This window comes from Novipirellula galeiformis (genome assembly GCF_007860095.1).
Lineage (GTDB): Bacteria > Planctomycetota > Planctomycetia > Pirellulales > Pirellulaceae > Novipirellula > Novipirellula galeiformis.
The window spans coordinates 65,853-80,001 of sequence record NZ_SJPT01000002.1 but is presented as its reverse complement, the minus strand read 5'-3'; the positions used below and the strand labels follow the sequence as shown (position 1 = coordinate 80,001).

The window sequence follows — 14,149 nt, the reverse complement described above, 5'->3', positions numbered from 1 at the left end:
GCTTTTGCATGTCGTCACTTCGTGACTAACCAGTCGCAATACACTGGACAGCGAGCCCGGAGACAGAGCACTTGAATGGAAGTCCGCAACGCCCTGTTGAAGAGCAGCGATGGCGTTTGCACGGCTCAGGCATTGCCAATCGGTGTGACTTGGCCCCAAAACACAGTTGACCTCACACCACGCGAAAAAGTGCTATGTCCCGAGGCTGCGTCCAATTTTCATAGCGTTGAACACCGAACACAAGACCTGCACCCGGCGAAGCCTTTTTTATGAGCACGGGAGCCGGTAAAACGGAAACCTTCGGAACGCCGTCATGCCAGATCAGTCACACCCGCTCCAATCGCCATCGAACACCCCTTCAATTTGGTCCAGCAATGAATAAAGGAGGTTCGCCCGTCTTTGCAGGAGTTCAATGTCTACGTTCGGAAGCCTTTGAAGATTTGCAATTCCTTTCGGGTCCGTGGCGTAACGAAATAAGAATCCTGAATCAACTGTCTGAAAATCTTTCAAGATTTCCTCGATTTCGGGAATCCTTGGATATTCAGGGTGCGAGACAAATCGAGATTCAACGTGTGGTTTGAGTCTACGCCATAGCATACTTAGATCGTGGCTCATCTCAGGCAGCTTAGGGCAGTTTTCGATCAAGGATGAGAGCAATAGCGCAGTCTTAAGTTTAAGTTCAAAAGCATGTCGGAAGCTGAACGCTATGGGAAAGATTAGTGTGTCCAAGGATGATTCATTTTCCAGGGCTTGAAAGGCGAGGATATTCGCAGCATCCCGAAATCCTTCCGCGATCAACTCAGCTTGTGCGTAACCAATGCACGCTATGTTTGCCGAATCAAATGAGTCGCTAATTCCAAAAGTAATGTTTGCTGATATATTCATGTGGCAATAGACCGTATTTTTCCCGCGTCGGTTCGCAAATCCGACCGGGAAGCGTCCCAATAATTATTGAAAGTTGAAAGATGGTCTCCCGGAGAGCAGACTCTGCTCTCCGCAACTTTCCAATTTTCGTCGGCTGCAACCGACGGGGAGACCATCATGAATGAAGTTAGTCATTTAGAATCACTCGGGCAAGTTTCTGCCTCGGAAACCGGTCAAATCTTTCGTGACTTCCTGCGAGGTCACGTGCGTGAAATGATCTGTGAAGTCATGGCCGCCGAAGTCACCGAGCTTTGTGGCCCTAAGCACGATCCATCATCGAGCGATCACTATCGTGCGGGCTCCAGTTCAGGCCGCGTTCTGTACGAGGGCCAGCGAGAAGAAGTCGTCCGGCCTCGAGTACGTCAGAAGTCCTGCGACGGCTCCAGTCACGAAGTCGAGTTGAGCACCTACCGCGTTGCTAAAGATCCCCAGCAGCTGCAGGAACAGATCGTTCAAGCGATCGTCTCAGGCGTCAGCGCCCGGGGCGTCGAACAGATCAAGCCAAATTCCCCTGGTGTCAAAAAGTCCAACGTTTCGCGGCTTTGGCAAGAGGCTGGCAGTAAGTTCATTGAACGGCTGCGAGGTAAAGATCTCAGCACAATCACTTGGTGTGCATTGATGCTCGATGGCATCCGTTTGAGCAAGGATCAGACCGCTGTCGTGGCACTGGGATCGATAGCGAGGGTTGCAAGCATGTCCTGGACTTTGCACTCGGTAGTAGCGAAAACCTGGTAGTTTCGCGAGAACTGATGAGTCGAATCGTCAACCGCGGATTCACTTGTGAGCACCGCTTGTACGTGGTTCTCGACGGCAGCGATGCCCTTCGCGGAGCGGTGGTTGCGTTCTTTGCCGATGCGGTCGTCCAGCGTTGCTTGGTCCACAAGGAACGAAACATCAAAGGGAAACTCTCGAAGCGTCATTGGGGCGAGCTATCGCGTCTGTTCACACGTCTTCGCAGCGTTCAGGGAATCGAAGCTGCCGAGGAAGTCTTTGGGGAGCTCAAGTCGTTTCTCAAACCGATCAACGCCGAAGCGTATCGGAGCCTGCACGAAGCCGGTGATGACCTGTTAGCGTTGCATCGCTTGGACGTCCCGAGCACGCTTCACCGTTCACTGCTGAGCACCAACGCAATCGAGAACTCGTTCTTGAACACGCGTCGCAAGCTTGGCCGTGTGACGCGGTTTCGGGCTGAGACGGATCAGGCAAGTCGTTGGCTTTCGTATGCGTTGCTGGAGGCGGAGAAGGGCTTCCGTCGGATCTCTGGCCACTCGTCCTTGCCCGCACTGATCGCAGCCCTGGCACGCCCCATCGCCGTTTCCAAGTAAACCGTCTTCTCCCCTCGTGACTTCGCCTACGGCGAAGTCACGAGGGGAGAACTTGTTGCAAACTCAAACCCAACCACCTACGCTTTCACCAGAGAGACCATCAAGAGTTTTAACAATTAATGGGACATCCCCTCCGACCGTCAAAAACTGCTAAGCGACAGAACATTACCCTTCATGTCAACTTTGGCGGTTACGTTACTTAGAATCTTTCCCCCATAGGCGTTCTTCCCACGGAATTCCATGAATATCGTGAGTGAATCCCCATGGTCACGATAGCGAGTCTCGACGTGCTCAAATGATCCAGCGTCATTCATCTGCCGCTTCACGGCCTTCACAACATTGATATGTGAACCGTTCCAGGAATTAAACTGACGTGTTATGCGGTCTTCGCGTCCCTTCCTTGCATCGGCCTCGCGTTGCCTTACGGCGATTCTCGCATCAGCCTCGCGCTTCATTTCTGCTTGGAGTCTCCTTTCCTCTTGTTCTCGCTCCCGAAATTCAGCTTGCACTACTTCGAAGATTCGTTCTTTGTCGGGCGGAACGGGCTTGGACCCGGCTTTACTGAGCTTCGCTTCCAACTCCTCGATCATCGTTGACAATGAATTCGATTCGGTGTGATACTCGGCCAACAACTCCTCTGATTTTTTTCTCTTCTCCCAGAAGCTTTGGACAAATGCCCTGTCTCCTCCGACTAAAATCTCTTTCTTTACGGAAACTGTTTGACCATCTGTCTTCCGCAACGTGACATTCTCGTTGTCCGTATCGACCAAGGTTGCTTTGGTTGTGATGTTGGAGCCCAGTGCCGTCCACGTTCGTTCTGTTTGCGGCTTTGGAGCTTCTGGAACTGGGAGGGAATCTAGCTCGTATTTCTTAACCTCCAACTCTTGTGCTAGTTCATCTTCGTTCTTTGCGAGCTCCTCCCACTCTCGGTGTTCCTGTTCATACGTTAAGACCTCAAGATCATACATCGATTCTGCATAGATCTGTGCCGCATCTTTGGGTTCCTCCTTTTCCTCCTTTTCCTCGTCAACCACACGCAATTGTGTTGTTACTGGTGTAGTATGCTGATCGTAGTCGCTTGGGCTGAACAATGCGGAAATGCCAAGGCATCCGCCACATAGTAGCATCAAAGTCAAGCAGCCCCCTGCCGCTCCTCCGGCAGCTCTTTCGGCGTCACTCATATCTGTCTAGCCAAGAAGGTAATATTTTCGCAGATCTGGTTTGTCGTTGCGCCAGTTCGAATAGGTGGGTGTCGAGTACTGTCGGACTAGTGTACCCGATCGGAATCACCGCGACAGCGGACACCCGGCCCCCAATACCAACGCTCCGCATCACCGCACTAGACGGAAAGAAAAGGAACGCGGACTCTTTTCCTGTCCCCGAAGCTCCTTATTTACTTGACCGAACCCGTCAAACCACTTGTTCTTTGTCAACTTCTTGATCGGCAATTTTCGCCCCGCCATTGTTGTCACGGATGGACACGCTCTGAAAAAGAAAGCTCACTGCGTAACAGACGATGCCGACGCATTCCGAGTCGCGAAGCAACGTGCGATTTATAAGTTGCGGAAGTTTTGGCGGGCCGAAGGTCCAGCCGCTTGCATAGCCAGGCAAAATGTAGCGAGCTTGCGAGCGAAGTGCAGGCCTGGGTTCGGGCCCAATGTACATGGTCGGCACCCGCGGTTTTGGCGGCATAGCCGCCAAAACCGCGGGTGCCGACGCGTGCGGCGCAAACGCAACCCAGGGCGACGTCAACGTTCGCTCCACTCGCGTTGACTTGCCCTGGGCTATGTAAAGAGCTGGGCCTTTGGCCCGGAAAGAAATTGCAAGTTCCCTGTCGTCGCGTTGCGACTCCGGTTCGCTTTGTTTTCCCAAACCACGGACTCACGTCCGTGGCTTTTGCATGTCGTCACTTCGTGACTAACCATTCGCAATACACTGGACAGCGAGCCCGGAGACAGAGCCCGGGGACAGAGCACTTGATTGGAAGTCAGCAACGCCCTGTTGGGGACAGCGATGGCGTTTGCGCGGCTTGGGCATTGCCCATCGGTGTGATTTGGCCCCAAACCACAGTTGACCTCAAACCAACCAAAGAAATGCTCTGTCCCCGTGGCTTCCTGTCCCCGAGGCTTCCTCTGAATCCAGCGGTCGCGGAGGGCACGGTCATCCAGATTTCGATCCAGCGCCGTCAGATCAAGACCACCTTCCGCCGAAGCCCCGTCATGACAGTCGAGACAGTTGTCTTCGATGATCACGCCCAGTGGTTCCGGCACGTCGCCAGCAACAAGCGACTGCGTCAGCATGCCGAGCAATAGCAACAAGCCGCAATTCAATAGGCCGCAATTCAAGCAATTCGTTTGGGCGACGTCTGTGCTACCTCGCACGCGAGTATCTCCACGATGATATCGCCGTCCATATCGGTAAAACACCGATCACGGCCGTTCTAGTTCCAACTCCGCTTTTCAATTTCACAAGCGAGCATTCCTGCAACACTTTAGCACGGATGCCCCCCCATCGTCGTGCGCCAACTCAGTCAGGATCTGGTATAGTACGGACCGCAATGATCAAGCTTCGCTGAAAAGCAATCGCAAGGATCGTTGTCCCGCTCTGATCTAGCCAATCAATCGAGAGTTCATTCGATGAAACGTCGTACATTCGTTCAAACAGCCGCCGCTGCTTCGGTTGCCGGATTCGCGCCCACGGGTGCTGCTGCTCATCCGGCTCTCAGGCACAAAGCAATCCGTGGGGGATCGTTTGCGATTGACGACAACAAAGTCACGTTTTTCACCAACGCCGTGACTCGCCCGGTCAATGTCATGATTGTCGCTGACACTCACTTGTTCACGGATGACGAACGGGGCCAACCGTACCAGGAATTCAGTGGCCGAATGGCGAAGGCGTACAATTCGACGACTCACGTCAGAACCGGAAAGCCAACCAATCCGGAACAGTGTTTTGAAGAAGCTCTCGCCCGCACGAAAACAGGAGACATTGATCTGGTAGCACTTGTTGGAGACATCTTCAGTTTTCCATCGGAGGCTGCAATCCAGTGGGTTACTCAGCGACTTGCCGCTATTGAAACTTCATGGTTGTATGTGGCGGGAAATCACGACTGGCACTACGAAGGCATGGATGGGACGTTGGAAGAACTGCGAGCCCAGTGGATTGAACGCCGATTGAAACCAATGTATCAGGGGAAACATCCTCTGATGGCAACATACGATATCAACGGAGTTCGCTTTCTGGCGATCGATAATTCGAACTACGAGATTCTACCGGAACAGCTCGAATTCTTCCGGGCGCAGGTAAGTCTTGGCCAGCCTCTGGTTCTACTAATCCATATTCCGTTATCGGCGCCGGGACGTTCCATGGGATTTGGTTGCGGAAATCCGGAATGGTCCGCCGCGACGGATCGCAACTTCGAAATCGAGCGCCGCCCCAAGTGGCCGGAATCCGGGCATACTCAGACGACGCTCGACTTCCATCGCGAGGTCTTTGACGCCGACAACCTGATGGGAATCTTTGCCGGTCACATTCATCGGCAGTCCGTGGATGTCGTCAACGGAATTCCTCAGTTTGTGACCAATGCGAATGCCGTTGGAGCGTTCATGGACATACGCTTTGAACCGCAAGTTTGATTCGCTTGGGACGTCGATTTTATTTCTGAAACATTCAACGTAGTGGATCTTGCTAAAGATCCCTGCACGATAGGATCTTTAACAAGATCCACTACTCCAGTCATTGATTTGACGTTCCTCGCGAATGCCCAATCATACTCGTTCAATTGAGTTTAGAGTTGCCGCCCGCGATCAAAGGAAATCAATGAGCGTCATTTTTCGCACCCTGTTGCTGTTGGCTGTCTTGCAACCAACAATCGGACTTGCACAACAAGCACAAGAGAAGCAGCTCATTACACTACAGGATGTCCCAGAAGGCTTGCCGGAAATTTCGGCGGACGAGCCGATGGCGGACGATTTTTCCGCAGCAAAGGCGGCTGAGTATTTGGATCGTTCCGCTCTGAACTGGGTGAAAACCAAAAAGTGTGCCACGTGCCATACCAACTTGTTCTACATGGTGGCGCGACCGGCGCTGCACACCATCCTGCCGGATTCGGGCGAGGTCCGCAACTTCTACGAAGACTATCGCAAGGTTCGCTGGCAGAAGAAGGGACCGAGTGAAGCTGCGGGCTTCTGGCCAATCGTGGTCGGAACCGGGCTGACGTTTAACGATGTTCAGACAACCGGTCGACTCAGCGACGTCGCCAAGGACGTGTTGGATCTGATGTGGACGGTGCAGCGCGCCGATGGCGGATGGAACTGGCCGCACTGTGATTACGCACCGATGGAAATCGATGATCACTATGGTGTGACTGTCGCAGCACTGACGATTGGAATCGCCCCGGACGACTATCAGAACACGGCACAGTCGGTGGCGGGTCTGGACAAGATGCGGACCTATTTCAAAAACAATCCTCCTTTGTCGCTGCACCATCGAGCGATGCTGGCGTGGTGTTCCGTCCGAATTGACGGGATCGCCACGGAAGAAGAACGGCAACAAACGTTGAAAGAACTGCTGGCCCTGCAACTTGATGACGGCGGTTGGTCGACGGCCGGCTTCCTCACCGATTGGAAAGGACTCGCGCGAGGCGACGGTGAACCACTCAAGACCAAAACCAGTGATGGCTATGGCACTGGCCTGAACATTGTGCTTGCCCGGGAACTTGGTGTTCCGGCCGACGATCCTCGGCTGCGGAAGGGCATCCAATGGATTTACGACAATCAACGAGAAAACGGCATGTGGTTCACCGAATCTCCCGTCAACGATGCCGGCAATCTGATCTCCAATGTTGGCAGTGCGTATGTCGTCCTGGCGTTGCAAGCGTGTGGTGAGCTACCTGGTTGGCCGTTCTCTTCCGCCCAACCTGACGGACAGTGACCTGCAACAAGAATCGCCTCCGACTTCGTCTCCTTTCCTTTCCTTCCTCCTTCAACGTCCTACCAAGCGAACATCATGATGCCTCCTCAACCTCACAATCGCCGACGATTTTTGACGACCGCCGCCGCCACCGCCACCTGCGGCGCGCTGCTGAACCCCAGTCTCGCCCAACTCCGTGCCGCTCCTGCGAATGCGACCGGTGAAACCGATCACTTCTGGTACCGGCTGGCCCCGATCGCCCCTTACATCGATTCACAGCGGGATAACAAGGCGTTTGGATTTGACCAGGAGAACGTTTTTCTGTCCGAAGACAACGGCCACACGTGGGCTCACCACGCGGCGGTTCCGGATGCCGGAAACATCACGTTCAGTTCCATCCTCAAGAACGGGAACATTCTGTTTGCGACCCGCCAGAAACTGTTTCTCAGCACCGACAATCTCGCGACCTACCGTCCGATTACTGTCACGGATCCCAGTGGCCAGGACTACCTTCCTCATACGCCCGTTGATCCCGATCAACCCGGCTGGTATTTCCATCCGCTCGACGGCGAACACACCTGGGACGTCGAGGGCAAGGAAATGCTGGTGTGGGGCAATTACTGCAACGTCGTCGGCGGCGCTGTCCCAGTGAATATCTACTACTCGACCGACAATGGACAGACGGTCAAGATCGCATATTCGTTCGGACAAAATCCAAAGTTTCAACAAAAAGGAACCGCCCCCAACGCGATGCTCGGTGATGCCAAGAATCCGCTCATCGCCCGCCACATTCATGGGGTGACTTACAATCCCGAGGAAAACGCTTTCTACACCTGCACCGGTGACATTGATCGCGGCTTTGGCAACGAGTGCCACTGGCTGCGTGGCACCTATGATGCTGCGTCCGATAGCTGGGATTGGAAGGTGCTCGTGTCGGTCAACTCGGATTCTCGCTTCAAATCCGGAGGCATCAACTTTGTCGATGGCCAATTGTATTGGGCGGCGGACGCGAATGGTCCCAAGGTTGGCCCAAAACATGATCGAGGAATTTTCCGTTGTGCTCCCGAGGACATCGCGAACAAGGCCGCCCACACACGGGTGTACGATATGGAATTCGAATCCGCCACCATGATCATTCAGGATGACGTGATCCTGGCGGCGCTGTACGCGCCTGCTTCAACATCGAACTGCGGCTTTGTCTATTCCCCGGACCTGGGGAAAACGTGGGCAGAATACGACTTGCGAGAACTCGGGCCACGATCGGGATGTCGCTTTTCAAAGAAAAACAGCGACGGCTGGTTCCGCGTCGATCTCAGGAAAGGCTGGATCGACTACGCGGATGTCCTGTTCATCAAACCGAAACCTTAAGTGCCTGTTGCGGCACCCTCACGCAAACGCCCTGAGCATGACTTTGCCTTCACGATCCTGGACGGCTGTTTGCTTGTCCAACGAGAATGGGAAATCTGCTTGAGACGAATTGCTCCGTGTCGCCGGAGATAACCGGAAGTGGAAAAGGGTGAAACCGATGGGGACCTGAGATCACCCGTCAGATCTGAAATCAGGAGTCCAGCGTTTCGACGACACGACGGGACACCAGTTCGCGAGGCTGCGGCGTGATCGCACGGCCAGGAAGCGTCGTCAGCACGACACAGACGGAATCGGTGGTGGGATCCGCCCAGCAAATCGTACCTGTCGAACCGCTGTGCCCGAAGACATTGTCTCGGGCGGAGCCTTTTAAATCACTTCCCAGATCGAATCCAAGACCACAAGCTTTCAGGAACGAGCCTGGGGACAGAGCACTTGATCCGAAGTCAGCAACGCCCTGTTGGGGACAGCGATGGCGTTTGCACGGCTTGGGCATTGCCAACCGGCGAGACTTGGCCTCAATACACAGTCGACCTCAAACCACCCGAAAAAGTGCCCTGTCCCCGAGGCTCGTCCCCGAGGCGCCTTTCTGCAGCGCAACCGCAAAGGTTGGACAGGTTGGTGAGTGTTTGTTGGTGGGTGTTTAGCACCAATTTTCCCAATTTTCACTGGTGGCACCAATTTTCACAACTCCCTGCAAAGAACTGATCGGGAGGTCACCGTCCTTCACGAGATAGCAATATACTTGTTATCATCTCCCCCTCATGGCGGTGAATCGAGCACGGCCTAGATCGGAGCTTTCCGGTCGTACTTATTTTCTGGAGCGGTGGCAGCCGAAGTGACTTCGCTACATTAAGGAGATCTGAATGAGCGGCATCGTGGGTACCGTTGGTGATCAGCTGGGTTCTGAGCCATTGCGAGCAGAGCTAAAGTCCGCTGGCTCCTTACTTTCGCAGCTTGTCGAAAACACTGCATACGTTGGTGAAGTTTATTCACTCTCATACGAATCTGCTTTGGTCCAAGTGCATGATCGCCACCGGATGGATGTGGGTGGAATACCAGCTTTGTCGTTTTTGATTGCGACAAGGATTGATGGACAGCAGGAAACGGATCCGACAAAAGAGGACTCTTCGATTGTTCTATTGCGTGTACTCGACCAAGCAGACCTCCCGAATGCATCGGAAGCCCTAAGAGTTCGCGTTGAGAACGCACAGCAAGTAAGTGGGGAGCTTGCAAAAAACTGGGACCATCGCGACGTCATGGATTCCACGACGCATCATTTGCTCAGCTACGCTGGGGTTCGATGTCGGGTGGTTGGGACATTTTATGTTGCAGAGTCCGAAACTGATGAAGGCACCGGCTACGAATTATCATTCGGGTCCGACTTGAGCAATTACTACCCGAACCGCGGCCTGAAGGTGTTTAAACCGCGTGGTGATGTCTTGGAAGCAATCGTCAACTTTCGTGAAGGGGCGTCTAGATCGAGCAATACTATTGTTCCGATTGGAGCAATTCGGTACGCATCTACAAACCGGCCGTTTCAGCAAGTTGGGAATGTCAAATTTGGAATAACACCGACGGACTTGCTCGGTCAGAAGTCGGCTTTGTTTGGCATGACGCGAACGGGAAAGTCTAATACAACCAAGATTATTTTAAAATCGATATTTGCGTTGCGATGGGATGCCACTGAGCCACGAAGGATAGGCCAGATCGTCTTCGACCCAAATGGGGAGTATGCAAACGAGAACGTTCAAGACTCGTCGAGCAAGCTTACGCCCACGGCGATCAAAAACGTATGGGCGTGTGGTCCCGCAGCGGAACAAGATGCTCTCAAAACCGATGTGGAGACATTCGGAATTACATCGCACCCGAGTGATCCAAACCGGCGCTTAATGCTGCTCAACTTTTACCTGGATGACAATTTAGAAATTGGCAAGACGATAATTGACGAAGCCCTCCGTGGGGAAGCATCGAAATACGCCCAGAACTTCTGCGACGTGAGCTTTGACGCTCCAGATCAAGCGGACAGATCAGCTGCGACTAGATTTAATCGCCGGACGCTCTGTTACCGTGCGCTGCTCGCAGACGCCGGCCTTAAACCTCCGACATCAATGCAGCCGAAAACGACAGGGCTGTTTGGCAAACCATTGCTTCAAGCGATGAGAAATTCAGAATCCGAAAAAGCAAATGAGTACTTTGCAGCGGCGGGCACGCTAGAACGACCGAGCAATTGGCGGCAACTCGCAAACGCACTTCGTTCTCTGCGTGAATTCATCAGCGACAAGACAAGCGGCTACCAAGCGTTTGACCGTGAACAGATGGACGACAAGGAACGCAAGAGAAAAGACCCAACGCCATGGGCTGACCCAGATTTGCTCAAAGTATTGGGCATGTGGGAATATAGTAATGGTCCTCGACTTATCGGACGGATCGCCGAACAGCATACGCATACGACTTCATCAGACTACGCTGAAGACATTTGCCGTGCGCTTGAAGCTGGCAAACTTGTAATCGTTGACCAATCAAGCGGAAGCCCTGAGATGAATAAGTCTGCGGCTGACCGTGTCGTCAGACGCATTTTTGAGACGAATCAGCAACTATTCCGTAACGCGGAGACTCCACCCGATATTTTGGTTTACGTAGAAGAAGCTCACAATATTCTTCCATCATCAAGCGAGCTAGACACGACTGATATCTGGGTGCGAACTGCAAAGGAAGGAGCAAAGTACAATATCGGTCTAATCTATGCGACACAGGAAGTGAGTTCGATTCAAAGAAACATTCTACGAAACACATCAAACTGGTTTATCGGACATCTAAACAATACGGACGAAACTAAGGAGCTTCGGAAATTTTACGATTTCGCCGACTTCGAAGGCAGTATTCTGCGAGCTCAAAACAAAGGGTTCCTTCGCGTTAAGACTTTGTCAAACCCATTTGTTGTTCCAGTTCAAGTGGAAAAATTTGCCATCGAATCGGAGGCTTAATAATGCCGTACGAAGGAGAGTTTGCGCGATACCGATCGCTGCGTCGAATCGCTGATGCGGAGCAGGTCCAAAAGCTTTTGAATCGTTCTCGGATTGCAAACAAACATCCGATCGAACTGCTCACAGAGCCCTGTGAGGCACCTTTGTGTTGTGATCCTATGCCAGCCTATATTTTAGCCATCGACGGAAGCTACCAAGAGGTTGATGTGCAGACTGGATACCCTGGGGCGAAAGTTGGCTATGTAACCGTTGCGAGTGTTCTGCTTGATTTAGCAAAGATTACTGAACTTGACGAACAAAGGCCTGTCGATCCACGTGAGTTTCGGAAAACGGAACAGGCCGACACGATTGACGCCGCACTACCAGGCTCCAACGTTGTTACGATTAGCCACACGAACGCCCGAGAGTCTTTCAGACAGCAATTGTTTGAGAGTTTTCACGACACAATGTTCGATGACGACAACCATACGCGACTGTTAAGCACTTACGAATCACTGCTCGCTCATAAGCCGACAAGCAGAGGACAAGAATGCCCCTACCGTGAGTCTCATGGGTGTGATGGAAACTTCATTGTTGCCGCAGGGTGCAGTTCGACACCCTGCTGTGGACGTCCCGTTTATTCAACGGATGCACTTCGGATCCACGAACGCTTTAATGATGTTGGTACAAACGGTGAAGCGTTTGGGCTTGTCATGCAGGTATGGGAACGAATTTTGATGATTCACCTACTCCAATGTTTCGAGCGGCAAGGAATATTAGGTAAGATCTCGCGGCTTGGTTTTTTCATGGATGGGCCCCTTGCTCAATTCGGGCCACCAGCATGGCTCAGTCGAGCAATTTCGATTGAATTGATGAGGCTGAATCGCGAGGTGCGGGAGGAAACCCAAAGAGATCTGCTGATAGTGGGGATTGAGAAATCCGGGAATTTTGTTTCCCACTTTGAGGAAATTGATACTACTGAAGAGCCTGGCGAGCAACGATTCCCGCGGCGTTCTTATCAACTCCTGACGGACAGTTACATCAAGCGAAGGATAATTTTTTCCGAAAGTGAAAAGCAATTTGGAGCTGACACCTACTTCGGACGAAAGTTCTTTTACAAAACCGCATGCGGAGCGAGGATCGTTGCGAATATGCCATTTCTCACTGAGGAGCAAGATACAATCGCAACTGGCTCAATTGACCAATATCCTGAGTTTGCTCTCATCTGCAAGCTTCTCGACAAGTTGGTTTCGTCGCGATTTGAAAATGCCGTTTCACCACTGGTAGCTGCACACTCCCACGCTGCGATACCTCTGCATCTAGGCACGAAAGTACTGAAGCGTTTGGCGAATGCATTGATGGGAGATAGATGACCACCTTGACTGGACGATATTCCACGGCTGAAAAACGTTGGTCTGGCGTGGGACCTTACTATGCAATGTTCCCAAGTAGCTTCGCGGAACAGATAATACTAAAGTATACATCAGTCGGCGACCGCGTTCTTGACCCTTTCGCAGGCCGCGGAACCTCAATCTACAGCGCGGCCATCAATCAGCGAATCGGAATCGGAATCGAGATCAATCCTGTCGGGTGGGTGTACTCAAAAGCAAAGCTGAATCCCGCAGGCAAATCGAGTGTTCAGAATCGACTTGAAGAAATTGGTCGAAATGCTTTTCGCTACCGTCGGGCAACTGCTGAAATGCCCCCTTTCTTCAGGCATTGTTACACTGAGGATGTACTTTCTTTTCTCTTGACATGTCGTTCATGGCTAAATTGGAGGCAGTCTAAGACAGACTGGACATTGATGTCACTTCTGCTTGTGCACCTACATGGAAAACGCACTGACTCATTTTCTAACCAAATGCGTCAGGCGAAGTCGATGTCTCCGCCATACGCTATTCGCTGGTGGAAGGAAAATAACCAACAGCCTCCGCAGATTGATCCCGTCAAATTTATGCAGAAAAAACTCGATTGGAGATACAAGCGAGGCTGCCCGGTCACGTCCAACAGCGAAGTCTACCTTGGGAACAGCATTGTTCGTCTCGGCCACATCGCAAAGAAACTCTCCGCCGCTAGCGAGAATGTAAAGTTGCTTTTTACTTCGCCGCCATACTGTGGCGTAACTGACTATCATTACGATCAGTGGCTAAGGCTTTGGATGCTTGGTGGAGAGCCTTCGCCATCCGCGCCACAAGACTCGCTGCGCGGAAAGTTTATTGATCGAGAAAAGTACAAAAAACTGCTTCTCGATGTGTTTCGGAATGCAAGCCGGACACTTGCCGACGATGCAATCGTCTATGTGAGAACTGATAGGCGCAAATTGACCCTGGAGATAACAAAAGAAGTACTTCAGGAAGTATTCCCACATCTTCGGATGCGAAGTTATACCAGACTTTCGCCTGAAAAGACTCAGACGGATTTGTTTGCGAACCTTCCGGCGGAGCGAGGGGAAACAGATGTGGTGCTGTACCCAAGGTAGTTTCAACGTTTTCTAGCGACATCGGGAAAGAAACGTTACGCGGATTCTTTTCCCGTTCAGCAATCGTCTTTTTTGCTTGATCGCACCGGTTAAACCACTTGTTCTTTGTCAACTTCTTGATCGGTGTTTTTCGCCCCGCCATTGTTGTCGCGGATAGACTTGCTCTGAAAAAGAAACTC

10 protein-coding genes and 1 pseudogene are annotated in these 14,149 nt (G+C 52.2%); 7 read left to right on the top strand and 4 right to left on the bottom strand.

From position 1 onward, the window contains the following. Window positions 1-321: 321 nt before the first annotated feature. Window positions 322-885, bottom strand: a complete 564-nt coding sequence (locus Pla52o_RS05480) for a hypothetical protein (protein WP_146593612.1) — start codon at window positions 883-885, stop codon at window positions 322-324. 66 nt (window positions 886-951) lie between these two features. Between Pla52o_RS05480 and Pla52o_RS05475 the strand changes: the two are divergent. Next, window positions 952-2,249, top strand: a pseudogene (locus Pla52o_RS05475) (IS256 family transposase). A gap of 140 nt (window positions 2,250-2,389) precedes the next feature. Here the strand turns inward: Pla52o_RS05475 and Pla52o_RS05470 are convergent. Next, a complete protein-coding gene (locus Pla52o_RS05470; RefSeq protein ID WP_146593611.1) occupies window positions 2,390-3,430 on the bottom strand; it encodes a hypothetical protein in 1,041 nt (346 codons plus the stop codon). Between the two features lie 603 nt (window positions 3,431-4,033). Further along, window positions 4,034-4,501 carry a c-type cytochrome domain-containing protein gene (locus tag Pla52o_RS27820; protein WP_390620840.1) on the bottom strand — a complete coding sequence of 156 codons (468 nt, stop codon included), beginning with the start codon at window positions 4,499-4,501 and terminating at the stop codon, window positions 4,034-4,036. A gap of 384 nt (window positions 4,502-4,885) precedes the next feature. Between Pla52o_RS27820 and Pla52o_RS05460 the strand changes: the two genes are divergently transcribed. From Pla52o_RS05460 to Pla52o_RS05450, 3 genes are all read left to right on the top strand, one after another. Beyond that, window positions 4,886-5,884 carry a metallophosphoesterase family protein gene (locus Pla52o_RS05460; protein ID WP_146593609.1) on the top strand — a complete coding sequence of 333 codons (999 nt, stop codon included), beginning with the start codon at window positions 4,886-4,888 and terminating at the stop codon, window positions 5,882-5,884. A gap of 184 nt (window positions 5,885-6,068) precedes the next feature. After that, complete coding sequence (locus Pla52o_RS05455) at window positions 6,069-7,181, top strand: squalene--hopene cyclase (protein ID WP_231612123.1); 1,113 nt, start codon at window positions 6,069-6,071, stop codon at window positions 7,179-7,181. Between the two features lie 75 nt (window positions 7,182-7,256). Beyond that, entirely contained in the window at window positions 7,257-8,528 is a 1,272-nt protein-coding gene (locus Pla52o_RS05450) for a hypothetical protein (RefSeq protein WP_231612122.1), read from the top strand. Window positions 8,529-8,718: 190 nt separating this feature from the next. On the opposite strand, the gene Pla52o_RS05445 is transcribed toward Pla52o_RS05450, so the two are convergent. Next, entirely contained in the window at window positions 8,719-9,021 is a 303-nt protein-coding gene (locus Pla52o_RS05445) for a serine hydrolase (protein ID WP_146593608.1), read from the bottom strand. A gap of 370 nt (window positions 9,022-9,391) precedes the next feature. Between Pla52o_RS05445 and Pla52o_RS05440 the strand changes: the two genes are divergently transcribed. From Pla52o_RS05440 to Pla52o_RS05430, 3 genes are read left to right on the top strand one after another with little or no spacing between them, the layout of a single operon-like run. Continuing rightward, entirely contained in the window at window positions 9,392-11,512 is a 2,121-nt protein-coding gene (locus tag Pla52o_RS05440) for an ATP-binding protein (protein ID WP_146593607.1), read from the top strand. A gap of 2 nt (window positions 11,513-11,514) precedes the next feature. Next, on the top strand, window positions 11,515-12,864 hold the full coding sequence (locus Pla52o_RS05435; protein ID WP_146593606.1) for a DNA double-strand break repair nuclease NurA: 1,350 nt from the start codon (window positions 11,515-11,517) through the stop codon (window positions 12,862-12,864). Beyond that, window positions 12,861-13,970: a DNA methyltransferase gene (locus Pla52o_RS05430; protein ID WP_146593605.1), complete on the top strand. Its 1,110-nt coding sequence runs from the start codon at window positions 12,861-12,863 to the stop codon at window positions 13,968-13,970. Before Pla52o_RS05435 ends, Pla52o_RS05430 begins: the two co-directional genes overlap by 4 nt. The last annotated feature ends 179 nt before the right edge of the window (window positions 13,971-14,149 follow it).

Coding starts and splice junctions, on each gene's coding strand:
- Pla52o_RS05460 (WP_146593609.1), top strand. CDS start 4,886: ATGAAACGTCGTACATTCGTTCAAACAGCCGCCGCTGCTTCGGTTGCC.
- Pla52o_RS05430 (WP_146593605.1), top strand. CDS start 12,861: ATGACCACCTTGACTGGACGATATTCCACGGCTGAAAAACGTTGGTCT.
- Pla52o_RS05445 (WP_146593608.1), bottom strand. CDS start 9,021: ATGCCCAAGCCGTGCAAACGCCATCGCTGTCCCCAACAGGGCGTTGCT.
- Pla52o_RS05455 (WP_231612123.1), top strand. CDS start 6,069: ATGAGCGTCATTTTTCGCACCCTGTTGCTGTTGGCTGTCTTGCAACCA.
- Pla52o_RS05440 (WP_146593607.1), top strand. CDS start 9,392: ATGAGCGGCATCGTGGGTACCGTTGGTGATCAGCTGGGTTCTGAGCCA.
- Pla52o_RS05470 (WP_146593611.1), bottom strand. CDS start 3,430: ATGAGTGACGCCGAAAGAGCTGCCGGAGGAGCGGCAGGGGGCTGCTTG.
- Pla52o_RS05480 (WP_146593612.1), bottom strand. CDS start 885: ATGAATATATCAGCAAACATTACTTTTGGAATTAGCGACTCATTTGAT.
- Pla52o_RS05450 (WP_231612122.1), top strand. CDS start 7,257: ATGATGCCTCCTCAACCTCACAATCGCCGACGATTTTTGACGACCGCC.
- Pla52o_RS05435 (WP_146593606.1), top strand. CDS start 11,515: ATGCCGTACGAAGGAGAGTTTGCGCGATACCGATCGCTGCGTCGAATC.